This is a genomic window from Corynebacterium sp. 21KM1197 (genome assembly GCF_033783015.1).
Taxonomy (GTDB): Bacteria; Actinomycetota; Actinomycetes; order Mycobacteriales; family Mycobacteriaceae; genus Corynebacterium.
In genome coordinates this window covers 328,553-352,887 of record NZ_CP123907.1, presented here as the reverse complement: position 1 = coordinate 352,887, position 24,335 = coordinate 328,553, and the positions used below count along the sequence as shown (strand labels likewise).

The following is a 24,335-nucleotide window of genomic DNA, read 5'->3' as shown; positions in this document are numbered from 1 at the left end:
ACCTACCCCGATCGTGGAGCCTTCCATGCGACCTAATCTCCCGAGGGAAAACAGAACGCAAGCAAAGGTGTCATGTTCGCCTCACCATCAGCGCGCCTTTCGCCTTGCCTTGCACACCAAGGGAGCGAGAGCAAGCGCGAAAAAACGACGCTGTGTTAAAGCAACCCAGCCATTAAAGCATGCCGCCAATTTTTATGCAAACTTCACATTTTTCTTTTTTCACCCCGCTGAGCAGGCATTCCCCGTCATGTAGCCTGCCAACTACATAGTGCCCCGCTCCATATCCCCTAGCCTGCCCCGATGTGGTCTGTACACTGGCGCCAGTACCTGACAAGCCATACCCATAAAAGAAGGAGCATCATGGCTGAGAACAACAAGAACGCGAACGCGGGCGCCAAGAACAACCAGAACACCCCCAACAAGAACACCTCCGGCGAGGTGGCCCGCAAGGATGCCCTGAGCACCGATCACGGCCGCACCGTCATCGAGGATCAGGTTGTGGGCAAGATCGCGGGTCTGGCCGCCCGCGAGGTTTCCGGCGTGTACGCCCTGGGCGGCGGCGCGGCCCGCATGCTCGGCTCGATCCGCGAGTCCTTCGGCGCCTCCGATAACGTCCAGCAGGGCGTGGACGTGGAGGTAGGCGAGAGCCAGGCCGCCGTGGACCTCTCCATCGTGGCCGAGTACGGCGTGGCCATTCACGAGCTGGCCGAGGCCATTCGCCGCAACATCATCCGCGCCATCGAGCGCATGACCGGCCTTGAGGTGACCGAGGTAAACGTTACGGTCACCGATGTCCACCTGGATCTGGGCGATGATGAGGAGACCAAGGAGCAGCCCGCCGAGGACGCTCCCCGCCGCGTGCAGTAGTTTTCCACCCTCGTGGCCAAGGAGGGGCGGCGTCACGATGCTGCCCCTCCCCCACCAAGCGCATAACCGTTAAGGGCAAAGGGCGCAGGCCAACAAGGCACAGAACCAACCTCACCCTACGGCGTCCCCACCCCAGAGACACTCGGTGTTCTGACTCCATCACTTCGCCCCAGGCGGCGTCGATAAGCAGTCAATAAACAAAAACCACGCACATCAAGGAGGCCCCGTGCCCGTTTCCGATCCCCTGTCCTATGAGGACGCCGAACAGCTCGTGCAGACGGTGCGCGCCATCACCGGCGTGGCCGATATTCACGCTGGAACCTTCGGGGAGGCCTCTCTGCTCTACCCCGGGCAGCGCGTGCGAGGTTTGCGGTTGCGCGAGGATTCCCGCCTTGAGGTACACATCGTGGCCGATCTTGACGCCGCCTCGGACCTGCATGGCCTGGCGGAGAACGTTCGCCGCACGGTGCACGCGGCCACGGGCTTTACCGTGGACGTCTTTATCGCGGACGCCGTGACCACCGTAACCACCATGGCTACAGTGACCACTGCCACAAATTAATCCCGCACCATACCTGAATGACCGTAACGCACTCAAAGCTACTGAAATCGAGGAAGATTTCATGAAAAACATGACCCTTATTGGCATTGCCTTCGGCCTTGCCGTAGCACTCGCCGCAGCCACCGGCGGATTCGGTGGATTCATCGTGGCTCTCCTCCTGGGTGCCATCGGCGGCGTCGTCGGCGCACAGATCGAGGGCCGCATTGACCTGCGCGCCCTCTGGGATAGCCTGACGTCCGGACGAGGTGGTAGGGGGTGAACGACCGCGGCCGCATTTTTATCACTGAGCGCGCTGTCTCACGCATCGTCGCGGCCGCCGCCCAATCCGTCCCCGGCACCACGCAGGTGGGCAAGACCCTCGACCGGATCGCGGCGCGCAGCTTTCCCCGCTATGACGTCCTCGTCGATGCCGAGCGCGGCGTGGCCTCCATCGAAGCCTTCATCGCGGTGACCTGGCCCGCCCCGGTCACGCGCGTGGCCGAGGAGGTGCGCGCCACCATCACCGATTGGGTGACCGGTATGACCGGGCTCCAGGTGACTCACTGCAACATTCTGGTGGGCACCGTGGTCAAGGGAGAGCACCGCGTCACGGCGGAGCTTATCGACGCCTCCCCGGACCTCCCCGCCCTGCGCCCCGTGACGGTGCGCGAGCCGAAGGTCGCCTCCCCCCAGGAGGCCCCGGACGGTCCGAGCCGCATGAGGCTGCACCCCGTGACGGTGGCTTCCGAGCAGACGCCTCAGCCCGAGGTGGTCACCGCGCCGGAACAGCCGCTCATGCCCATCACCGTGGCCTCGGAGGATCGGGAACTCCCCGAGGTGTCCATCGCGCTACCACGCCCGCTGACCCCCATCACGGTTACCCCGTGGCATCCGCTGAGCCCGGCGCAGGAGAAGGGAGAACCCCGTGTCCGATAATCAACGCCCAGGGTACGGCCAGGAGCCCAAGGCTTCCCCCGCCGCCCGCTGGGTCTCCGTGATCCTCGGCCTGGGCCTCATCGCCCTGGCCGGGGTGGCGGGCCGCGAACTGTGGGCGCATTACGCCCAAGAGGAGCAGCAAAGTTGGGTGCTTCCCCTGCTGGATAGCCTCTCCCAGGGAACCTTCCAGGATTGGATGATCCCGGCCTCCATCGTGGCCGTGATCGTGGGGCTGTTCCTGGTGCTCGTCGCTCTCAAGCCCCGGCGCCGGGATTACCTCCCCTTGGAGTCCCAGGTATCCCTGTGGGCCCGTCCGGTGGACCTGGCCCGCAATACTACGGCCACGGCCAAGCGTGTCCCGGGCATCACGGCCGCCTCCACCCAGGTGCGACGCGGCACCGTGCGCCTGCACGCCACCGCCACCACCGGGGATAGCACGGTGGAGCAGCGCGTTCACGATGACGTCCACCGTAACCTCGATCCCCTGGTGGGTGACTCCATGACCGTAAAGCTCAGCATCGACGATTCCACCGGAGGTGAGCAGAAATGAGCCGCGCGCTCTCCGCTATTGATAGGACCATCCTGATCCTCCTCGGCCTGCTCAGCCTCGCCGGTGGCCTCTGGGGCATCGGCTCCTGGCTGGAGTTCGAGCCGGTGCAGCGCCTCAGCGCGCGCATCGACGCCTCCGTGCTTGCCGACGCCCAGGATTCCCCCTGGTTCCTGGCGGCCCTCTGGGGCACCATGATCCTCGGCGTGATTCTGGGCCTGTGGTGGATCGCCGCTAACCTGCGCCGCCGCGGCTTCAACCGGCAGCGCTCCCAGGCCTCCAGCTCCCACGGCTCCATCGACATCAACCTGGTGCGCATGGCCTCCGCCGTGGGCGAGGCCTTGGAGGAAGTAGCCGGTGTGACCCGCGTGCGCCACAAGGTCACCGTGGATCGCTCCCGTCCCACCATCGCGTGGACGATTCGGGGCGAGGCCACCACGAACCTCGTGGAACTGCGCTCCGCCATCGAGCAGAATGAGGACGATCTCCGCGCCGCGCTGCCCGGCATTGACGTGGACAGCGTGTACAAGATCAACCTCGCCCCGGTGTCCAGCTAGACCCCGAGTTCCCCTCGGGGGCCAGGAGACTCCCCTCTAGGCCAGCGGGAGCACGGCGCTCACGGTGCCCAGTTCCCGCTCCCCGCTTTCCCCCTGAGGCTGTATCACAAGGCCGGTGCCAGGCGCACCGGCCTTAATCTTTTCCCAGGGTAGTGCGGAATGCACCACGCTGCGCCTTTCTTTGGCATAAACGTCCATGCCGTGCCCGATCACCACCAAGTCGCCGGAATCCAGGCGGCAGGCATAGGCCTCATCGCCCATCTGATCGCGCCGCAAACCACTCAGATCACGGCGCTGACCACGCAGGGCGTCAATCCCTCGCACCACGCCCAGGCGGTGATCTATTCCCTCCCCATCGCGGAGCACCAGGGGTGCCCCCACCCGAGCACGCACCACCTCGCCCAGGCTCCACCACGCGGGCTGCCTGGAGCGATCGGGGTGCCGCACCACCACCGCGCCCTCCTCTGGGTGAATGGTCACCAGGTATTCCGGCTGGGTGGTGTACACCAGCACCGGTTCCTCCCCCACCCGGAGGGGATGCTCCCGCAGGATGTGACGCAGTACCTCGGACACCTGTTCATCGGTGGCACCCCAGCCGATACCGCGATTTTCCAGGATTCCCCAGAGCTCGGAGAGCGCTAAGTCCGGTTGGGCCTCCCAGGCGTCCCGCAGGAGGCCCAGGAGCGGCTCGATTCTGGTGGGGTCCTTCATAGGAGAGTACCTTCCCGGTCGGCTCCTCATCACCGACCTTCATGACCTTGTGGAGACGGGAACGGTTGCGATGTGGGCATGAAAAAGGGCCGCTCCCCCTTTCGGAGGAAGCGGCCCTCATCAGCCGTCAAGGCTCAAGTATTACTTGATCACCTTGGTCACGCGGCCGGCGCCCACGGTGCGGGAGCCCTCGCGGATGGCGAAGCGCAGGCCCTCGTCCATGGCGACGGGCTGGATCAGCTCAACGCGCATATCAACGTTGTCGCCCGGCATAACCATCTCGGTGCCCTCGGGGAGGTGAACCACGCCGGTCACGTCGGTGGTGCGGAAGTAGAACTGCGGACGGTAGTTGTCGAAGAACGGGGTGTGGCGGCCACCCTCGTCCTTGGACAGCACGTACACGGAGCCCTCGAACTCGGTGTGCGGGGTGTAAGCGCCCGGAGCGATCACAACCTGGCCGCGCTCCACGTCCTCGCGCTTGATGCCGCGGAGGAGCAGACCACAGTTGTCGCCAGCCTCGGTGTAGTCCATCATCTTACGGAACATCTCGATGCCCGTAACTGTGGTGTGGGTGGACTTCTCCTTGATGCCGATGATATCGACATCCTCGTTCAGGTTGAGCTTACCGCGCTCCACACGACCGGTCACCACGGTGCCGCGGCCGGTGATGGTGAAGATGTCCTCGATCGGCATCAGGAACGGCTTGTCGGTCTCGCGCTCCGGATCCGGGATGGAGTCATCACAGGCCTGCATGAGGTCCACGATGGACTGGGTCCACTTCTCGTCACCCTCAAGAGCCTTCAGGGCGGAGATGTGAACGATCGGGGCCTCCTCGTCGAACTCCTGCTCGGCGAGCAGCTCGCGGATCTCCATCTCCACGAGCTCGATGATCTCCTCGTCATCCACCATGTCGCACTTGTTCAGCGCAACAAGGATGTAGGGCACGCCCACCTGACGGGCGAGCAGCACGTGCTCGCGGGTCTGCGGCATGGGGCCGTCGGTAGCGGCGACCACGAGGATGGCGCCGTCCATCTGGGCAGCGCCGGTAATCATGTTCTTGATGTAGTCAGCGTGGCCCGGGGCGTCAACGTGAGCGTAGTGACGCTTCGGGGTGGAGTACTCAACGTGGGAGATGTTGATCGTAATGCCACGCTCCTTCTCCTCCGGCGCCTTGTCGATGGCGTCGAAAGCGAAGGCGGTGTTCTCATCGGGGTACTGGTCAGCCAGCACCTTGGTGATGGCGGCCGTGGTGGTGGTCTTACCGTGGTCCACGTGACCGATGGTACCGATGTTGACGTGCGGCTTTGTACGCTCGAACTTCGCCTTTGCCACTGTATGTCCTCCTGGACTTCATGGTGGCTACGACTCTCGCAGCCACGTAATTAACGGGAGCCACGCCTGCGCAAACAAACCCGCGCAGGGCAGCTTTTACACAACGTGCCAGTTACTTGATCCTAGATTTATCCGCACGGAATATCAAGCCAGATTCCCGCGCGCACCACTCCCAGGATCCGCCTCAAGGTGCCGTAACGGCCGCCTGTCCACCCGCTCCTCACCATATCGGAAAAGCGGATAACCAGGGAGCCGCTACGACCCCTCGCCCACACCGGCGGCACAGCCCGGTGCGGGGCTCATGGGAAGAAACGATACCCAAGGCATCGCCCCTCCCCGGAACGCGGGGCTTACTTGTTGCCGTTGCGCTCGTCGATGATCTCCTGGGAGACGCTGGAGGGCACCTCACCGTAGGAGTCAAAGACCATGGAGTAGTTCGCGCGGCCCTGCGTCTTGGAGCGCAGGTCACCCACGTAGCCGAACATCTCGGACAGCGGCACCTTGGCCTTCACCAGCTTGGCACCGGCGCGGTCCTCCATCGCGGAGACCTGACCACGGCGGGAGTTGATGTCACCGATCACCTCGCCCATGTACTCCTCGGGCGTGGTCACCTCCACGGCCATGAGCGGCTCCAGCAGCACCGGCTTTGCCTTGGCCACGCCCTCCTTGAGGGCCTGGGAACCGGCGATCTTGAAGGCCATTTCGGAGGAGTCCACCTCGTGGTAGGCACCATCGAGCAGGGTGGCCTTGACGTTCACCAGCGGGAAGCCCGCCAGGTAACCGTACTGCATGGCGTCCTGCACGCCGGCATCCACGGAGGGGATGTACTCCTTGGGCACGCGGCCACCGGTAACGGCGTTCTCGAACTTGTAGATCGCGGACTCGCCCTCTTCCAGCTCGTCCTCGGAGGGAGCGTAGGGCTCGAAGGCCATGATGACCTTGGCAAACTGACCGGAACCACCCGTCTGCTTCTTGTGGGTGTATTCCAGCTTCTCCACGGCCTTGCGGATGGTCTCGCGGTAGGCCACCTGCGGGGCACCCACGTTGGCCTCCACCTTGAACTCGCGCTTCATGCGGTCCACCAGCACGTCGAGGTGCAGCTCGCCCATGCCGCCGATCACGGTCTGGCCGGATTCCTCGTCCAGTTCCACGGTGAAGGTGGGATCCTCCTCCGCGAGCTTCTGGATGGCCACACCCAGCTTCTCCTGGTCGGACTTGGTCTTGGGCTCGATGGACACCTTGATCACCGGGTCCGGGAAGTCCATGGACTCCAGGATGATCGGATCGCTCTGGGCGCACAGGGTGTCACCCGTGGTGGTGTCCTTCAGACCAATCACGGCGTAGATGTTGCCAGCGTGGGCAAAGTCCACCGGGTTTTCCTTGTTGGCATGCATCTGGAAGAGCTTGCCGATGCGCTCCTTCTTCTCCTTGGTGGCGTTGAGCACCTGCTCGCCGGGCTCCATGGTGCCGGAGTACACGCGCACGAAGGTGAGCTTGCCAAAGAAGGGGTGAGCCGCGATCTTGAAGGCCAGCGCGGACAGCGGGGAATCGTCAGAGGGCTTGCGGGTCAGCTCCACGGACTCGTCGCCCACCTTGTGGCCGTGCACCTCTCCGACGTCCAGGGGCGTGGGCAGGTAGTCCACGATGGCGTCGAGGAGCGGCTGCACGCCCTTGTTGCGGTAGGCGGTACCGCAGAGCACGGGGTAGATCTCCGAGTTCACGGTCATCTTGCGGATGGCGGCCTTGATCTCCTCGACCGTCAGCTCCTCGCCACCGAAGTACTTCTCCATGAGGGCCTCGTCGGACTCCGCCACGGCCTCCAGCAGCTTCTCGCGGTACTCCTCGGCCTTGTCCTGAAGATCAGCGGGGATCTCCTGGTACTCCGGCTCGGCACCCACCTCGACCTTGCCCGGCCACACGATGGCGCGCATGTTGATGAGGTCCACCACGCCGTCGAAGTCATCCTCCGCGCCGATGGGGAGCTGAAGTACCAAGGGCTTAGCGCCCAGGCGATCCACGATGGTGCCCACGGTGTAGTAGAAGTCCGCGCCAAGCTTGTCCATCTTGTTCACGAAGCAGATACGCGGGACGTCGTACTTGGCGGCCTGGCGCCACACCTGCTCGGACTGGGGCTCCACGCCCTCCTTGCCGTCAAACACGGCCACGGCACCGTCGAGCACGCGCAGGGAGCGCTCCACCTCCACGGTGAAGTCCACGTGACCCGGCGTATCAATGATATTGACCTGGTGGCCCTCCCAGAAGCAGGTCACGGCGGCGGAGGTAATGGTGATGCCGCGCTCCTTCTCCTGCTCCATCCAGTCGGTGGTGGAGGCGCCGTCGTGTGTCTCGCCCACCTTGCGGTTAATACCGGTGTAGAAGAGGATGCGCTCGGTCGTGGTGGTCTTACCGGCATCAATGTGCGCCATGATACCGATGTTGCGGACCTTCTTAAGGTCCTTAAGCACTTCTTGTGCCACAGTAATACCCCAACTTCAAAGTTGTGGACGTCCGCGCACCGCACCCCTGATCGAGGGCGCTGCGGCGCGCGGGCGTGCCGGGTGGATAATTCTCGTTCAATTGTGCCATTCTTTGCCGCCGCGGGCATGGCGGAGCGGCAATCCGCTCCCGCTTATCGACGGCAACGGCGCGCACCGTAGCGCGCGCACGAAAACGGCCCCTCACGCCAAGACTCGCTCCCGGGTGGGTGCGCCGCCGCGCGCAGCACGGGCGGGCGCAGGGCACCGCAGGGGCGATCTCACGGAAAGGGCCGTCCTCATATCCTGGCAACGCTCGCTAGGATTACCAGCGGTAGTGGGCGAAGGCGCGGTTGGCCTCGGCCATCTTGTGCGTATCCTCGCGGCGCTTCACGGAAGCACCCAGGCCGTTGGAAGCGTCCAGGATCTCGTTAGCCAGGCGATCCATCATGGTGTGCTCGCGACGCTGACGGGTAAAGGTGACCAACCAACGCAGGGCCAGGGTGTTAGAGCGGCCCGGCTTGACCTCCACCGGCACCTGGTAGGTCGCGCCACCCACGCGGCGGGAACGAACCTCCAGGTCGGGGCGGATGTTGCCCAGGGCCTTCTCCAGGGTGCCCACGGGATCGGTGCCGGTCTTATCGCGGCACTTCTCCAGCGCGCCGTACACGATGCGCTGAGCGGTGGACTTCTTGCCGTCAAGGAGAACCTTGTTCACCAGCTGGGTCACCAGCTCGGAATCGTAAACGGGATCCTTGATAATTTCGCGCTTCGGTGCTCGGGACTTACGCATGGTGCTTTACTTCTCCTTCTTCGCGCCGTAACGGGAACGAGCCTGCTTACGATCCTTCACACCCTGGGTATCGAGGGCACCGCGAATGATCTTGTAGCGCACACCCGGGAGGTCCTTCACACGACCACCGCGCACGAGCACCATGGAGTGCTCCTGAAGGTTGTGGCCCTCACCCGGAATGTAGGCGGAAACCTCGATGCCGGAGGTCAGGCGCACACGGGCGACCTTACGCAGAGCCGAGTTCGGCTTCTTCGGGGTGGTGGTGTACACGCGGGTGCACACGCCACGGCGCTGGGGGGAACCCTTCAGCGCAGCGGTGGCCACCTTGGTGGACTTGGAGTGGCGGCCCTTACGGACCAGCTGCTGAATAGTGGGCATAAACCATCCTCGGTTGAACTGAACAGTCAAGTGGCAAACATGCAAAAAGAGGGGCTCTTTTCCGGGGCCCTGCCGCATGTTCACCGCTGACCCACGATGGTTGCCGGTTATGCTTACCGACGCCCAGGGGCCAGGGGAATTGTCCCGCGCGAGGCGGGAGACAGCGTTAAGGATAGTCGATGAGGGTGGCCGGAGCAAGTCGCTCCACCAGCCTTACCCCAGGGAAGAAAGGAATTCGCGCCGCTTATCCAGGAACACCTTGGAGGTGGGGTCTTGCAGATTCACCATGTACCCGTGCCCCTTAGCACCCACTTCCTCTCGATTCGGGATATACACCTCGGACTTGATGCCATAAGACTCCAGCGCCTTCTGATAATCAATGGACTGATCCGGGAAGGTCGCGTTATTCCCATCGGAGAGGAACGTGGGCGGGAAGGCCGCATTGACCTTAGCAATGAGGTTGGACCGATCCATGACCGTCTTATCCGGACTCACCGAGGTAGTGTCCAGGTAACTTCCCAAAATTGTCTGGAAAATATAGTCCGCAAGCACGCTCGGAGCCTGCGTCTTGCCGCTCTGAGCCGGGTTAAGGGCGGGAGATTCCAGCACCATCGCCTTGATCTGATCCTTGCTCATCGCGGGCGCCACGCCAATACTTTCCGCATACGCGGGATCGAGCTGCGCGGTAACAAAGCCCGCGGCAATATAACCCCCGGCGCTACCACCGGCAAAGACCACGTCATCCATGGAGATTCCGTACCGATCCCCATTCTCCTGCAAGAATCGCACCGCCTGATCGGCCTGACGAGTAGCCACGGGATAAATATACTCGGGAGCCAGGGCATAATTAATGCTCACGACGTTATACCCCTGCTCCAACATGTCCGTAAAAAAATACGCCATGTAATCATCCTGGGCCTTGGTGTTCGGGTCGCCCACCATCTTATCGCCCGCGGTAAAACCACCGCCATGCACATAAAAGTAAGTGGGGTGCGGCTTACCATCGTTCAGCGTGACAATATCCAGGTAACTATTGGGATAATCCTCAGCGTACTCGACGTCAAAGTGCGAGGTGTATTTAGCCGAATCGAAATCAACGGCACGGGTTTTGATCGACTCAAAGCTATTCTCCCCCATCATCGTCCGCGCGATGATGGACGGATTCACCGTCGCATACGTCAGGTAGGAAGCCCCCGCGCTCACCACCAGCAAGAGGGCGAGGGAAACCACACCGAGTCCCCGCAGCCTAGCTCCGCGATGCACCTCCACGGCCTTCCGATAAAAGAGGTAGAGCAAGTACACCACCAAGACCACCCTGGACAGGGCCCAGAGCGTGCCGGTGTTTCCGATAAGCCATAGCACCTGGCACACCTCAAAGACTCCGGCAAGACCCAACTCGATCCGGGCTTTCTTCGCGCTCATCACAAAGCGCGCCCCGGCCATCGCCAGCACAAAAACGAGCGCGAGCACCCCGATGAGCACGCCATAGTTGAACAGTGTGGCCCCCAGGGCCATGAGAATGATCACCCCGAGGATTTCAAACCACAGTAGTGTTTTCATTTTTTACCGTCCTTCAGTAGTTGATTCACATGCGCGAGGTTCTTATTCAATTCCCGCACCACATCGCCATCCCCAGCCAGGGCGGGACCGAGAGCCGCAATAAATTTCATTTTCACCTCGTTTAACCGAGACTCCCCCTCCCCAGTAAGGCAGACATACTGACTGCGTCTATCCGCCTCATTATCCACCTTGACCACCAAGCCTTTAGCTTGCATTCTGGCCACAAGTTCCGTCACGGAACTCTTGGTCACGTTGCGCTCGGCCGCCAATTCTGCGGAGGTACACCGCCCTTTTTCAAATATGAGGTTCAGCGTATGGAACTGATCTTCCGTTATCTGACTACCCTCCAACGCGCCGTTGAGGCGCACGGCCACATGAGCCAGGAACTCCTGAAAGTTCTCCGTCAGCCCGTTAAGCAGGTGAAGGTCAAGAGTCACGCCAACCCCTTTCCTCTATGGTTCGGTACCCGAACTATATCCGGGTAGGCTTGCCCCCGCAAGCGCAAAGCCCAGCGCTGAGGTGGCGTCGCCAAGCTCGACGGCTTACCACACCCACCGAAAGTCACCGCGCCTTCCCTCCCCCATCTCCTCCCGTGCCGCGCGCGAGATATGCTCCCAGCAGAATCCCCCTCGCGGAGCGATCAGCACAGCCTCTTCATACTCCGGTTCCAGGAACTGAATCTGCTCATAAAAATGCAGGGCCATGAGTTCCGCAGGACCGTCCTCCACCGAGGCACACCTTTCCCAGTAATCCCGCCATTGCCCATCGGTGAGTTCGATACTGATCAACGCACCGTGGACGCTTTGCCAACGCAGCCCCTCCCTTGCTGCGGAGACAAACTCTCCCTCGACAATCGCCTCCACCGCAGCGCGGAAGCGGAGACACACCTCGTCCACGCTCACAGAATCTCCCTCTCCCCTAATCTGACACATCGCCCCGATATGTCCGGTTATACTCCGTCTATACCCCTCTTATCTGACATATTCCCCAGATATGTCAAATAAGACGCTACCTCCCCTCTCACACCAGGACCCCGCATGAACTATCGCAGCCTCAAAACAGAGTTTCACGCTCACGGCACCCGCGCCGCCGCCGAACTCTTAGAGCAACGACAGCACTCGGACTCCACCCTCCACTGGCCATTTCACGTAGGCGATGGGCAACTCTTCTGCGTCTTGAGCCTCGACGTCCACGCCTACATCGAGAAGATTCTGAACACCGAACGCACCATCGCCCTCCAGTGGAACGAACTCAGCGGGGCCGCACAGCACCACTATCTGCGTTCGCTCATCATCGAGGAAGTAATGGCAACAAACGCCATTGAGCAAATACACTCCACCCGCAGGGAACTCGCTGCGGCATTAAACGCTGCGGAGTCAGCCAACCCCACCGCAACGCGCTTCCGAGAAGCGGTGCGACTCTACCTTGACGCCGTCTCCAAGGACGTCACCCTACCCCAAATCCCGGAGGAAATACGGGCCCTCTACGACCGACTCATGCTCGACGAGGTTTCCGAGAAGGATCACCCGGACGGCGATCTTTTCCGCGCCAATCCCGTGTATATCAGCAACGGCACCAAAGAAGTTCACCGAGGCGTAAACCCGGAATCAGCAATCGTCGAGGGGCTTTTGGTCATGCTGCGCAGCATGAATGACAATGAATCACCAGCTCCATTGGTGACCACCCTGATGTGCCACTTCATGTTCGAGTACCTCCACCCTTTTTACGACGGCAACGGTCGCCTGGGCCGCTACCTCCTCGGACTATCCCTCACCCAGGCACTCTCCGCTCCCACGGCGCTCTCCCTCTCCCGCACCCTGAGCCGAAATAAGGAGGCCTATTACAAGGCGTTTCTTGAAACAGAAAATCCCCTCAACCATGCGGACGGCACGATCTTCCTCTGCCGCTTGCTCCACCTCTTACACGCGGCGCAGCGCAATCTCAGCGCGGAGATAAGCGAAAGAAAACAGGCCCTCGACACCCTGTGGGCTTCCGTAAAGCAACTCAGCAATCGGTTTGGAGAACAAGAGATGTCCATCCTCTTTGTTCTGGGGCAGGCTCACCTCTTCAATTCCGAGAACGGAATACTGCATCGAACCGTGGTTGAGTACGTCCCCACCGGGGATCGACAAACACGCCGCTGGACAGCCCGGCTCCAGGAGCGTGGCCTTATAGAACTACACGGCGAGCGTCCCCTGCGCTACGGCCTCACCGCCGAGGGCCGAAGTCTGCTCGGATTGGAATAGTCCCCTACAAGACCAAAGGCCCGCCCCTCCCCTCTCGGGAAGAAGCGGGCCTCAAGCACCAAAAGCGTTACACCTTACAATTCAAACGCCTCGTCCAGCGGCACGGAGGCGCCGGTGAACTCACCGAAGCCGTCGTCACCGTAGATCGCCTCCCCGTAGGTGGGGATCGCGTAGGCGGCGTTGCGGGCCTCCTCGGTGGGCGTGACCGTGATGTTGCGGTAGCGCGAGATACCCGTACCGGCCGGGATCAACTTACCGATGATCACGTTCTCCTTCAGGCCAATGAGCTTGTCGGAGCGCTTGTTGATCGCGGCGTCGGTCAGCACGCGGGTGGTCTCCTGGAAGGAGGCCGCCGAGAGCCAGGACTCCGTGGCCAGCGAGGCCTTGGTGATACCCATGATCTCGCTGCGCAGCTCGGCGGGGTTGCCGCCTGCGGCGAGGGCCTCGGCGTTGGCGGCCTTGGCCTCGGAAAGATCCACGAGGGTACCGGGCAGGAACTCGGTGGAGCCGGAATCGATCACGGTGCCGCGGCGCAGCATCTGCCGGATGATGATCTCGATGTGCTTATCGTGGATCGCCACGCCCTGCGTGCGGTACACGGCCTGCACCTCGTCGATGAGGTGCTTTTCCACACCACGGCGGCCCAGAACCTCCAGCACGTCGTGCGGGTCGGCGGGACCGCGCAGCAGGCGCTCGCCCACCTCCACGTGGTCGCCCTCGCGCAGGGCGCGCTCGATCATGGCGTTCGGGTTGGACTCCATGGGGCGGCGCACCTGGGCCAGGCCCTGGCGCTTGGAGAGCTTCTCATACACCACGTTATCGCTGCCGTCGTCCGGCGTGATGGTGAGCGTGTAGAAGTTGCCCTCGTCCTCCAGGTGAATGGTGCCCGCCACCGAGGCGATGGGCGCGCGATTCTTGGGCACGCGGGCCTCGAAGAGTTCCTGCACGCGGGGCAGACCGCCGGTGATGTCACCACCCACACCACCCTGGTGGAAGGTACGCATGGTGAGCTGGGTGCCGGGCTCACCAATGGACTGGGCGGCCACGATGCCCACGGCCTCTCCGATGTCCACCAGGTGGCCGGAAGCCATGGACTTGCCGTAACACTTGGCGCACACGCCGGTGGGGGTCTGGCAGGTCATCACGGACCGCACCTTGACCCACTCCACTCCGGCGGAGACCAGGCCCGCCACGGTGGCCTCGGTGAGATCGGCACCGGCTTCCAGCACCACCTCGCCCTCGGCGTTCTTGACGTCGGTGGCCAGCACGCGGCCCGCCACGGAGGTCTCCACGAACTCGTGGGCGCGGTAGCCCGTCTCGGTGCCCGGGGCGGCCACTGCCACGGGGACGCGCACGCCCTGGCGGGTGCCGCAGTCATCCTCGCGCACAATGACGTCCTGGGCCACGTCCACCAGACGACGGGTGAGGTAGCCGGAGTCGGCGGTACGCAGGGCGGTATCGGCCAGGCCCTTACGGGAACCGTGGGAGTTGTTGAAGTACTCCAGCACCGAGAGGCCCTCGCGGAAGGAGGTCTTGATCGGTCGGGTGATGTAATCACCCTTGGAGTTCACCACCATGCCCTTCATGCCGGCCAGGGTCCAGATCTGGCGCATGTTACCGGCGGCACCGGACTTCACGATCATGGGGATCGGGTTATCGTCCGGGTACAGGTCCTCCACGGCCTCACCCACCTCGTTGGTGGCGGCCTGCCACAGTTCCACCAGGCGGTCGTAGCGCTCGCGCTCGGTGAGAGCACCCTGCTGCCAGTACTTGCGCTCGATCTGGCGGGCCTCGTCCTCGTAGCGCTCCAGGATGTCCGTCTTGTTGGGCAGCACCAGCACGTCGGACATGGAGATGGTCACGCCGGAGCGGGTGGCCCAGTAGAAGCCGGCATCCTTCATCTTGTCCATGGTCTGCGCCACGGTAATCATGGGGTACTTGGCGGCGAGGTCATTAATCACGTCGCCCAGCAGGATCTTGCCGGAGCCACCGCCCTTGCGCACCATCACGCCCTCCAGGTAGGGGTAATCCCACGGCAGGAGTTCGTTGAACATGATGCGGCCCAGGGTGGTATCCGCCAGCCATTCCTGGCCGCGCTCCCAACCCTCGGGGAACTGCTCCGTCTCCACGGCCTCCGGGGGGCGCAGGTGCGAGATGCGCACCTTGATCGGGGCCTGCAAGCCCAGCACACCGCGGTCGCGGGCCATGATCGCCTCCGCCATGGAGGTGTACTCGCCCTCTGCGGGGCGCTCCTCCGTGGCCGGGGTGTAGCGGCCCTGGCCGCCGATCTCGTCCTCTCGCTTATCCATGGTGAGGAAGTACAGGCCGGTCACCATGTCCAGACGCGGCATGGCCAGCGGCTTACCGGAGGCCGGGGAGAGAATGTTGTTCGAGGCGAGCATGAGCACGCGGGCCTCGGCCTGAGCCTCGGCGGACAGCGGCAGGTGCACGGCCATCTGGTCGCCGTCGAAGTCGGCGTTGAAGGCCTCACAGGCCAGCGGGTGCAGCTGAATGGCCTTACCCTCCACCAACTTGGGCTCGAAGGCCTGAATACCCAGGCGGTGCAGGGTGGGGGCGCGGTTGAGCATCACCGGGTGCTCGGCAATGGCCTCTTCCAGCACGTCCCACACCTCAGGGCGCTGGCGCTCCACCATGCGCTTGGCGCTCTTGATGTTCTGCGCGTAATCGTGCTCCACCAGGCGCTTCATCACGAAGGGCTTGAACAGCTCCAAAGCCATGAGCTTGGGCAGGCCGCACTCGTGCAGCTTGAGCTGCGGACCGACGATAATCACGGAACGGCCGGAGTAGTCCACGCGCTTACCCAGGAGGTTCTGACGGAAGCGGCCCTGCTTGCCCTTGAGGAGGTCGGACAGGGACTTCAGCGGACGGTTACCGGGGCCGGTGACGGGGCGACCGCGACGGCCGTTATCGAACAGTGCGTCCACGGACTCCTGCAACATGCGCTTCTCATTGTTCACGATGATCTCGGGCGCACCCAGATCGATCATGCGCTTGAGGCGGTTGTTGCGGTTGATCACGCGGCGGTACAGGTCATTGAGGTCCGAGGTGGCAAAGCGGCCGCCGTCGAGCTGCACCATCGGGCGCAGCTCCGGGGGGATCACCGGAATAGCGTCCAGCACCATACCGGCGGGATCGTTGCCGGAGCGCTGGAAGGCCGCCACGACCTTCAGGCGCTTCAGGGCACGCATCTTCTTCTGGCCCTTGCCGTTGTTGATGATCTCGCGCAGGACCTCGGCCTCGGCATCCAGGTCAAAGTTGCGAATCAGCGTCTGGATCGCCTCGGCGCCCATGCCGCCGGTGAAGTAATCCTCGTAGCGGTCCACCAGCTCGGAGTAGATGGTCTCATCAATGATCATCTGCTTCGGGGCGAGCTTGATGAAGGTCTGCCAGATTTCCTCCAGGCGCTCCACCTCGCGCTCGGCACGCTCGCGGATGTGCTGCATTTCCTTGTTGGCAGCGTTCTGCACCTTGCGGCGGGCGTCGGCCTTGGCACCGGCGGCCTCCAGCTCGGCCAGATCCTCTTCCAATTTCTGGGCGCGATCGGCGATGTCGGACTCGGCATCGGCCTCCACGTCCTTCTTCTCCAGCAGCATCTCCGCCTCAAGGGTGGACTGATCGGCGTGGCGCGCCTCCTCGTCCACCGAGGTGATGATGTTCGCGGCGAAGTAGATGATGCGCTCCAGATCCTTGGGCGCGAGGTCCAGCAGGTACCCCAGGCGGGAAGGAACGCCCTTGAAGTACCAGATGTGGGTGACGGGTGCGGCGAGCTCAATGTGGCCCATGCGCTCGCGGCGCACCTTGGACTTGGTCACCTCCACGCCACAGCGCTCACAGACGATGCCCTTGTAGCGCACGCGCTTGTACTTGCCGCAGGCGCACTCCCAGTCCCTGGTGGGGCCAAAGATGCGCTCGCAGAACAGGCCGTCCTTCTCCGGCTTGAGGGTGCGGTAGTTAATGGTCTCCGGCTTCTTGACCTCGCCCTTAGACCAACGACGGATGTCGTCAGCAGTGGCCAGGCCAATGCGAAGCTCGTCGAAGAGGTTTACGTCGAACACGTAACTCCCTTTCCCCTCCCCCATCGGGAGGGATTGAAATGGCGGATAAAAGTAAAGGGGTTGGTTTGCTTAGGCGATGTCGGCATCGGAGCGCTCATCGCGGGACAGGTTAATGCCCAGCGACGTCGTCGCTTCCATGTCGTCATCGGAGCCGGAGAGTTCCATCGGCGTGCCGTCGGCGGAGAGAACCTCCACGTTCAGGCACAGGGACTGCAACTCCTTGAGCAGCACCTTGAAGGACTCGGGGATACCGGGGTCCGGGATATTCTCGCCCTTCACGATCGCCTCGTACACCTTCACGCGGCCCATCACGTCATCGGACTTGATGGTCAGCAGTTCCTGGAGGGTGTAGGCCGCGCCGTATGCCTGCATGGCCCACACCTCCATCTCACCAAAGCGCTGGCCACCGAACTGGGCCTTACCGCCGAGCGGCTGCTGGGTAATCATCGAGTACGGGCCGGTGGAGCGGGCGTGAATCTTCTCGTCCACCAGGTGGTGCAGCTTGAGCATGTACATGTAGCCCACGGACACCGGATACGGGAAGGGCTCGCCGGAACGGCCGTCGAGAAGCATGGTCTTGCCGTTGCCGTCCACCATGACGTCGCCGTCGCGGTTGGGGCGGGAGTTCGCCAGCAGGCCCGCCACCTCGGTGTTGGTGGCGCCATCGAACACGGGGGTGGCCGTGAGCGAGCCGGCGGGGACGTCGTACAGCTCCTTAGGCAGCGTCTTGAGCAGCTCGGTGTTCTTCTCATCGGCCGGGTCCACCTGCCAGCCCGCGGCGGCGAGCCAGCCAAGGTGGGTTTCCAGCACCTGACCGATGTTCATACGACGCGGCACGCCGTGGGTGTTCAGAATGATGTCCACGGGGGTGCCATCGGCCATGAAGGGCATATCCTCCGGGGGCAGGATCTTGCCCACCACGCCCTTGTTGCCGTGGCGGCCGGCCAGCTTATCGCCGTCCTGGATCTTGCGCTTCTGCGCCACGTACACGCGGATCATCTCGTTCACACCCGCGGCCAGATCGTCATCGTCCTCGCGGGAGAAGCGGCGCACGCCGATCACCTTGCCGGTCTCGCCGTGGGGCACCTTCAGGGAGGTGTCGCGCACCTCGCGGGCCTTCTCGCCAAAGATGGCGCGCAGCAGACGCTCCTCGGGGGTCAGTTCCGTCTCACCCTTCGGGGTGACCTTACCCACCAGAATGTCGCCCGCGCGCACGTCCGCGCCAATGCGCACGATACCGCGATCGTCGAGGTCGCGCAGCACGTCCTCGGAGACGTTGGGAATCTCTCGGGTGATTTCCTCCGCGCCCAGCTTGGTATCGCGGGCGTCGATCTCGTGCTCCTCGATGTGGATGGAGGTCAGGATGTCCTCCTCCACCACGCGCTGGTTGAGGATGATCGCGTCCTCGTAGTTGTGGCCCTCCCACGGCATGAACGCCACGAGCAGGTTACGGCCCAGCGCCATCTCGCCGTTGTGGGTACCGGGGCCGTCGGCAAGCACCTCGCCTGCCTCCACGCGCTGCCCAATCTTCACCAGCGGGGTCTGGTTGTAGCAGGTGCCCTGGTTGGTGCGCTCGAACTTGCGCAGCATGAAGGTATCGCGCTGGCCCTGATCGTCCATGATGGTGATGAAGTCCGCGGAGACGTTCTCCACCACGCCCGCGCGCGGGGCAATCACGAGGTCGCCCGCGTCATAGGCCGCGCGGTACTCCATGCCGGTGCCCACCAGCGGGGCCTCGGAGCGCAGCAGCGGCACGGCCTGCTTCTGCATGTTCGCGCCCATGAGGGCACGGTTGGCGTCATCGTGCTCCAGGAAGGGAATCATGGCGGTGCCCACGGACACCATCTGGCGCGGGGAAACGTCCAGGTAATCCACGCCCTGGGCGTTGGTCACCTGAATATCACCGTCCTTCACGCGCACCTCGATGCGGCCCTGCGTGATGTTGCCCTCGGCGTCCACCTCGGTGGAGGCCTCGGCCACGGCAAAGCGATCCTCCTCATCGGCGGTGAGGTACTCCACCTCGTCGGTGACCTTGCCATCGACGACCTTGCGGTACGGCGTCTCGATGAAGCCAAAGGGGTTCACCCGCGCGTAGGTGGCCAGCGAGCCGATCAGGCCGATGTTCGGGCCCTCGGGAGTCTCGATGGGGCACATGCGGCCGTAGTGCGAGGGGTGCACGTCGCGCACCTCGATACCCGCGCGCTCGCGGGAGAGGCCACCAGGGCCCAGCGCGGACAGGCGGCGCTTGTGGGTCAGGCCGGAGAGGGAGTTGTTCTGGTCCATGAACTGCGAGAGCTGCGAGGTACCAAAGAACTCGCGGATCGCGGCGGAGACCGGGCGCACGTTAATCAGCGAGGTGGGCGTGATGGATTCCGCGTCCTGCGTGGTCATGCGCTCGCGCACCACGCGCTCCATGCGGGAAAGGCCCACGCGCACCTGGTTCTGGATCAGCTCGCCCACGGTGCGCAGGCGGCGGTTACCAAAGTGGTCGATGTCATCGGTGGCCACCGGAATCACCTCGCCGGTGGGCGAGGTCATGGTCCGCTCCCCCGCGTGCAGGCGCACGAGGTACTCCAGGGTGGTGGCGATGTCCTCCTCCGTGAGCGTCATCAGGCCATCGTGATCCCCGCCCAGGCCGAGCTTGCGGTTCACCTTGTACCGGCCCACCTTAGCGAGGTCGTAGCGCTTGGCACGGAAGAAGGCGTTATCCAGCAGGGACTGCGCCAGCTCGCGGGTGGGCTGCTCGCCGGGGCGCTGCTTGCGGTAAATCTCCAGCAGAGCCTGGTCGGTGTTCTCCACGCCGTCGTTTTCCAGCGTGGACATCATGATCTCGGAGAAGCCAAAGCGCTCCCGAATCTGCTCGGCCGTCCAACCCAGGGCCTTGAGCAGCACCGTCACCGGCTGACGGCGCTTGCGGTCGATGCGCACGCCGACGGTATCGCGCTTGTCCACGTCGAACTCCAGCCAGGCACCGCGCGAAGGAATGACCTTCACGGAATGCAGCGGGCGCTCCGTGGACTTATCAATGGTCTGATCGAAGTACACACCGGGAGAACGCACGAGCTGCGAGACCACCACGCGCTCCGTGCCGTTCACGATGAACGTGCCCTTATCCGTCATCATCGGGAAATCACCGATGAACACGGTCTGGGACTTAATCTCCTGGGTATCGTTATTAATAAACTCGGCCGTGACGTACAGCGGAGCCGAATAGTTAATGTCCTTGTCCTTGGACTCCTCGATGGAGTTCTTTACCTCTTCAAAACGAGGCTCCGAGAGGGACAACGACATATTGCCGGAGTAATCCTGAATCGGAGAGAGTTCATCGAGAATATCCTCAAGACCACTGGTGATGCGCGCCTCGGGGCCGCGCTCCTCCTGCTGGCGCGCGCGCCACTCGGGCGTGCCAACGAGCCAGTCGAAGGAATCACGCTGCACGTCAAGGAGACCCGGGATCTCAATAGGCTCCGAGTACTTAGCGAAGGAGTAACGCTTCGGAGCTCCGGGGGTATCGGCCACTGACTTGGTCTGGCGGGAGACTGCCAAGATGGGTCCTTCCAGCACCTCACGCGGACCGCCGATTGCATGGGCCTACAACCGACATATCCGCTGGTAGTTTTAGCATTTTCACTGCTGTGGATACCCGCCCCAGATAGCACAAAATCACCTTGTCAAATTGGCTTTTTCTCACCAACCGATCAAGGTTACCCGGTGCCCTAGAGACGGATTCCAGCGCAACGAAGTAGCCTATACCACTTTCAGCCGGAGCGCAAGGTTTCATGCTTATCGACGCCCCCTCGCGGCACCCACGCGGGGCACCGGGGGCTTAGCGGGCGGCTCGCCTCATGCTAGGTCGGCCGCTGCCACCCGGCACTCACGGCTCCCTAGCGCCTCCGCTTCCGAGCCTTCTGCGCTTTCCGGGTCTTTCTGGCACCCGGGCGCAGGGCACCCAGCGTCCCCAGAGCCACGAGCGCCACGCCGATCACGATACCGGCCCACGACCACGCTCCCACGTGCCGCTGCTCCGTCACCTGCCGCACCGCTGCCAGTAACTCCTCGGATTGCCCCTCCACGAGGCCACCCTCAAATGCTAAAACCTGTTCCCGCTTTGCTCCGTCTGCGGTGCCATAATAATCATCAATCCGCTCGTGCACATCAATGACCAACCCGGAAACTCGATCCACATAGTAATCCCGCGTGGCCGAATGGAAAAGGAAGCCACGCCCTGCCTCGCCCTCTGAAAACTCCGTGGTATTAAACACACCGGGATAGCGCTGCGCCACGTTAGTGGGCTCGATGATCTGGCGGAAGTGATACACCTCGCGGCCATCGCGTTCCTCCGCCCCCTGGAACTCCGCCGGTGCGGAGGCGCGCAGCGTCTCATCGAACACGTCATAGGCACGCTGCTGCACCTGAGAGGGGAACTTCCACCAGGAGGCAGGAGCCGCCACCTCCGTGGTGGGGCTGGCTAGTTGTTGGCTCAGCACCGCAGGGCCCGTGGCCGTCCCCGAGGTGCGATCCACCCCGTAACTCCACACCTGGGCGGAGATCAGGCGATCCGCCTCCCGCTGCTGACTTTCGCGCAGTTCGCTGGTGCCCACCCGCACCATCACCTGTTCCTGCGTGGATGGTTCCTCCAAGGTCACATGCATTTGGCGCACCACGGGGGTGGTCACCACCGGGCGTTGCGGATCCACCAGCACCATCGAATCCGCCGCCTCATCGCGCAGAGTCCAGGTGAGTTCTCCTATATCGAGCGGCAGCCTGGCGTCCTGATCAATCACACGCGGGGCCATCAGCCCCGCAATAAAAAGCGCTGCGCCCACCCCCATGAGAAGCACGGACACGACGCGAGAGGTAGGAAGCATGTCCGCGATGTTACCCGCCGAGGCACCTTCTCGCGCCCTCGCCCGGCCCTATCCCCCGTGGGCTCGCTTCCGGGCCCTGGATATGGGTGGTGGGGGTGCCCAGCCCCAACCGGGACCACACACCCCCACACTCACAGACCTAACAGGTCACCATCAGATCCCTTAGATCCGAGAAGGCATACCCTCCTCCAACACCAAGGAACCAGACGGAATCGCCTTAATCGAACGACGCGGCGTCTTCGGCGCCACAGCCTTACCAACCTCAGGCGCACCCTCAGAAACCACCGTCACATTCCGATCCCGCTTCTTCTCCACCGTCTCCGGCGAAGGCGCAGGCTTCGTCACATCCTCAGCAGTCACCGTCTGCGCAGCATCATTAATGTCATGGTGCACAGCCACCACATCACCAGACTTATCACGCAGAGTCTCAAACGCCACCTGCTCAGAGCAGTTAGCATCCGTCACCGAAATCGGCACATTAATCTGACCATCCGCAACCTGCGGAACAAACGCCACCTTCGCCGTAGCACCAGTGGACTCACCAGAAGCCTTACACATCAACGCAGCCTCCAGCTCGTAACGCTGGCCCACCTTCAAACCAGTGAAGCTCACCGTATCAACCACCGTGGCACCAGCAACCAAAGGCCCATTGCCCTCAATCGCGGCATCCGTGGTGATCTTCGGCTCCGGCTCACCCGGCTTCGGCGGCACCGGCACCACAGGCTCGCCGGGCTTCGGGGTCTTAGCGTGCGCCGGATCCTCGTTGGACTCCACCGGCTTATCGCCGGGCTCGTTCGGATTCTCCGGGTTCGGCTCCACACCCTGCGCCTTAGCGACGTCCTTGTGCTCCTCGTTCTCCGCAAGCGTCAGCTCACCGGTGAACTCGGCAGACTGCCCCACGTTGAGGCGATCAATCTGATCCGGGGTGATGTTCTCCACCACGCCCACACCCTCGACCGTCTCATCGGTCAAAGTGATGTTGAACAGATCCACACCACCGGTGTTGGTGACCACGAACTTCACCGTGGCCTTCTCGCCGGCCTTGAGGTTCTCCGCAGCGTCCCAGTCCTGAGCGTCGTTGTCGTTGATGTACTTCTTCAACTCCAGCTTCGGCTCACCAGGCTGCGGGGTCTTAGCGTGCGCGGGGTCCTCGTTAGAGTCCACCGGCTCGCCCGGCTTGTGCTCGTTGCCATCCTCATCGGTCCACGGGACTTCCTTGCCCTCGTCATCCACCGGAACACCGTTTGCCTTCGCCTCATCGGCGTGCAGCTTCCCGGCCTCCGGAGCCTTCAGCGTGGCAGTGAAGTTCACCGACTGGCCCTTCTTGATGTCCTGCTTGGCCGGGCTGATCTCACCAATCTTGATGGCGTCGGTAAGCTCATCGGCCACGGAAACATCCTTCAGGTCCATATCGCCGGTGTTGGTCACCACGAAGGTCACCGTGAGATCCTGCCCGGCGTCCTTAGCCTCGAAGGCCTTGGACTCGTCCTGAGCGTCCACCACACCATCAGCACCAGGCTGACCCTGCGGCTTCTCCTCACCCGTGAACTCCTCCGTACCGATGTACTTCTTCAACTCAAGCTTCGGCATACCCGGCTTGGTGGGCTCGGCGGGCTCCTCCGTCACAGGCTCGCTAGGAGTCTCCTCCTCCGAGGACTGCGTGGAGGACGGCTGCGGAGCAGGCTTATCCTCCGTGGGCTGCGGCTCATCCGAGGAATCATCCTGCGGATCCGGTTCATCGGCGGGCTTCTCCTCGGCCGACGGATTTGCTTCCGTCGGACGCGGGTTCGGCTTAACGTCCTTCTCCGGGGTCTCAGCGTGAGCGGGGTCCTCGTTAGAGGGCACCTTCGGCTGATCCAAGCCAGGCTCATCCGGGTTCTCCGGGTTCGGCGGAACACCCTCGGCCTTGGCCACGTTCTTGTGCGTCTGGTTGCCATCGGTCAGCGTCAGCTCACCGATGAACTCCGCAGACTCACCCACGTTGAGGCGGTCGATCTGATCCGGGGTGATGTTCACAACATCGCCCACGCCCTCGACCGTCTCATCAGACAGCGTGATGTTGAACAGATCAACGTCACCCGTGTTGGTCACCACGAACTTCACCGTCGAGGTCTCCTCCGGGAGGACTTCCTCAGCGGTATCCCAATCCTGAGCGTCGTTGTCGTTGATGTACTTCTTCAACTCCAGCTTCGGCTCGGACGGGGTCTTGGCGTGACCCTCGTTCGGCTCGGACGGAACCTTCGGCTCGTCCTCACCGGGCTCATCCGGGTTATCCGGGCTCGGGGGAACACCCTCGGCCTTGGCGCGGTCGGCATGGTACTGACCGCCCTCCTCCAGCACGAGCTTGCCCGTGAAGGTGGTGGTCTCACCCGGCTTCAGCGGCCCAGCGAAGACGTCGGAGTCAGAGTCCTCAGCCTTGATGTCAGTAACCACACCGGCGGTGTTATCA

General features: G+C 63.0%; 19 protein-coding genes. 7 read left to right on the top strand and 12 right to left on the bottom strand.

Translation table 11 applies throughout. The annotated features are described in order from the left end of the window. The first annotated feature begins 360 nt into the window (after positions 1–360). From OLW90_RS01725 to OLW90_RS01700, 6 genes are all read left to right on the top strand, one after another. The gene (locus tag OLW90_RS01725; RefSeq protein WP_319650712.1) at positions 361–867 is read left to right on the top strand and encodes an Asp23/Gls24 family envelope stress response protein; all 507 of its coding nucleotides are present in this window, start codon (positions 361–363) and stop codon (positions 865–867) included. 226 nt (positions 868–1,093) lie between these two features. Further along, positions 1,094–1,429 (top strand): hypothetical protein, encoded by a 336-nt coding sequence (locus tag OLW90_RS01720; protein WP_319650711.1) that lies wholly within the window; start codon positions 1,094–1,096, stop codon positions 1,427–1,429. Between the two features lie 61 nt (positions 1,430–1,490). Then, a complete protein-coding gene (locus tag OLW90_RS01715; RefSeq protein ID WP_319650710.1) occupies positions 1,491–1,688 on the top strand; it encodes a hypothetical protein in 198 nt (65 codons plus the stop codon). Continuing rightward, positions 1,685–2,344: an Asp23/Gls24 family envelope stress response protein gene (locus OLW90_RS01710; RefSeq protein WP_319650709.1), complete on the top strand. Its 660-nt coding sequence runs from the start codon at positions 1,685–1,687 to the stop codon at positions 2,342–2,344. Before OLW90_RS01715 ends, OLW90_RS01710 begins: the two co-directional genes overlap by 4 nt. Next, positions 2,334–2,894 carry a DUF6286 domain-containing protein gene (locus OLW90_RS01705; RefSeq protein WP_319650708.1) on the top strand — a complete coding sequence of 187 codons (561 nt, stop codon included), beginning with the start codon at positions 2,334–2,336 and terminating at the stop codon, positions 2,892–2,894. Before OLW90_RS01710 ends, OLW90_RS01705 begins: the two co-directional genes overlap by 11 nt. Next, entirely contained in the window at positions 2,891–3,448 is a 558-nt protein-coding gene (locus tag OLW90_RS01700; protein ID WP_319650707.1) for an alkaline shock response membrane anchor protein AmaP, read from the top strand. Before OLW90_RS01705 ends, OLW90_RS01700 begins: the two co-directional genes overlap by 4 nt. Positions 3,449–3,484: 36 nt before the next feature. Here the strand turns inward: OLW90_RS01700 and OLW90_RS01695 are convergent, their stop codons facing one another. From OLW90_RS01695 to OLW90_RS01660, 8 genes are all read right to left on the bottom strand, one after another. Continuing rightward, positions 3,485–4,159: a hypothetical protein gene (locus tag OLW90_RS01695; protein WP_319650705.1), complete on the bottom strand. Its 675-nt coding sequence runs from the start codon at positions 4,157–4,159 to the stop codon at positions 3,485–3,487. A gap of 141 nt (positions 4,160–4,300) precedes the next feature. After that, positions 4,301–5,491, bottom strand: coding sequence for an elongation factor Tu (tuf, locus tag OLW90_RS01690; protein WP_018118326.1), 1,191 nt, complete (start codon positions 5,489–5,491; stop codon positions 4,301–4,303). A gap of 350 nt (positions 5,492–5,841) precedes the next feature. Then, positions 5,842–7,968 carry an elongation factor G gene (gene fusA / locus OLW90_RS01685; RefSeq protein WP_319650700.1) on the bottom strand — a complete coding sequence of 709 codons (2,127 nt, stop codon included), beginning with the start codon at positions 7,966–7,968 and terminating at the stop codon, positions 5,842–5,844. A 322-nt stretch (positions 7,969–8,290) separates the two neighbouring features. Next, entirely contained in the window at positions 8,291–8,758 is a 468-nt protein-coding gene (gene rpsG, locus OLW90_RS01680) for a 30S ribosomal protein S7 (protein ID WP_055122280.1), read from the bottom strand. Between the two features lie 6 nt (positions 8,759–8,764). Then, positions 8,765–9,136 carry a 30S ribosomal protein S12 gene (gene rpsL, locus OLW90_RS01675; protein ID WP_018118323.1) on the bottom strand — a complete coding sequence of 124 codons (372 nt, stop codon included), beginning with the start codon at positions 9,134–9,136 and terminating at the stop codon, positions 8,765–8,767. A 213-nt stretch (positions 9,137–9,349) separates the two neighbouring features. Then, on the bottom strand, positions 9,350–10,696 hold the full coding sequence (locus OLW90_RS01670; protein ID WP_319650693.1) for an alpha/beta hydrolase: 1,347 nt from the start codon (positions 10,694–10,696) through the stop codon (positions 9,350–9,352). Next, a complete protein-coding gene (locus OLW90_RS01665; RefSeq protein WP_319650690.1) occupies positions 10,693–11,133 on the bottom strand; it encodes a MarR family winged helix-turn-helix transcriptional regulator in 441 nt (146 codons plus the stop codon). Before OLW90_RS01665 ends, OLW90_RS01670 begins: the two co-directional genes overlap by 4 nt. Positions 11,134–11,238: 105 nt before the next feature. Further along, complete coding sequence (locus tag OLW90_RS01660; RefSeq protein ID WP_319650686.1) at positions 11,239–11,598, bottom strand: hypothetical protein; 360 nt, start codon at positions 11,596–11,598, stop codon at positions 11,239–11,241. 135 nt (positions 11,599–11,733) lie between these two features. On the opposite strand from OLW90_RS01660, the gene OLW90_RS01655 reads away from it, so the two are divergent. Then, positions 11,734–12,942 carry a Fic family protein gene (locus OLW90_RS01655; RefSeq protein WP_319650685.1) on the top strand — a complete coding sequence of 403 codons (1,209 nt, stop codon included), beginning with the start codon at positions 11,734–11,736 and terminating at the stop codon, positions 12,940–12,942. A gap of 74 nt (positions 12,943–13,016) precedes the next feature. Here the strand turns inward: OLW90_RS01655 and OLW90_RS01650 are convergent, their stop codons facing one another. The 4 genes from OLW90_RS01650 to OLW90_RS01635 form a co-directional block, all read right to left on the bottom strand. After that, on the bottom strand, positions 13,017–17,018 hold the full coding sequence (locus tag OLW90_RS01650) for a DNA-directed RNA polymerase subunit beta' (RefSeq protein WP_319650682.1): 4,002 nt from the start codon (positions 17,016–17,018) through the stop codon (positions 13,017–13,019). Positions 17,019–17,087: 69 nt separating this feature from the next. Continuing rightward, positions 17,088–20,582 carry a DNA-directed RNA polymerase subunit beta gene (locus OLW90_RS01645; RefSeq protein WP_319650681.1) on the bottom strand — a complete coding sequence of 1,165 codons (3,495 nt, stop codon included), beginning with the start codon at positions 20,580–20,582 and terminating at the stop codon, positions 17,088–17,090. A 320-nt stretch (positions 20,583–20,902) separates the two neighbouring features. Then, positions 20,903–21,886, bottom strand: a complete 984-nt coding sequence (locus OLW90_RS01640; RefSeq protein WP_319650679.1) for a DUF3068 domain-containing protein — start codon at positions 21,884–21,886, stop codon at positions 20,903–20,905. 162 nt (positions 21,887–22,048) lie between these two features. Next, a complete protein-coding gene (locus OLW90_RS01635; protein ID WP_319650676.1) occupies positions 22,049–24,319 on the bottom strand; it encodes a VaFE repeat-containing surface-anchored protein in 2,271 nt (756 codons plus the stop codon). Positions 24,320–24,335 lie beyond the last annotated feature (16 nt).

Coding starts and splice junctions, on each gene's coding strand:
- OLW90_RS01725 (WP_319650712.1), top strand. CDS start 361: ATGGCTGAGAACAACAAGAACGCGAACGCGGGCGCCAAGAACAACCAG.
- OLW90_RS01715 (WP_319650710.1), top strand. CDS start 1,491: ATGAAAAACATGACCCTTATTGGCATTGCCTTCGGCCTTGCCGTAGCA.
- rpsG (WP_055122280.1), bottom strand. CDS start 8,758: ATGCGTAAGTCCCGAGCACCGAAGCGCGAAATTATCAAGGATCCCGTT.
- OLW90_RS01670 (WP_319650693.1), bottom strand. CDS start 10,696: ATGAAAACACTACTGTGGTTTGAAATCCTCGGGGTGATCATTCTCATG.
- OLW90_RS01640 (WP_319650679.1), bottom strand. CDS start 21,886: ATGCTTCCTACCTCTCGCGTCGTGTCCGTGCTTCTCATGGGGGTGGGC.
- rpsL (WP_018118323.1), bottom strand. CDS start 9,136: ATGCCCACTATTCAGCAGCTGGTCCGTAAGGGCCGCCACTCCAAGTCC.
- OLW90_RS01700 (WP_319650707.1), top strand. CDS start 2,891: ATGAGCCGCGCGCTCTCCGCTATTGATAGGACCATCCTGATCCTCCTC.
- OLW90_RS01655 (WP_319650685.1), top strand. CDS start 11,734: ATGAACTATCGCAGCCTCAAAACAGAGTTTCACGCTCACGGCACCCGC.
- OLW90_RS01695 (WP_319650705.1), bottom strand. CDS start 4,159: ATGAAGGACCCCACCAGAATCGAGCCGCTCCTGGGCCTCCTGCGGGAC.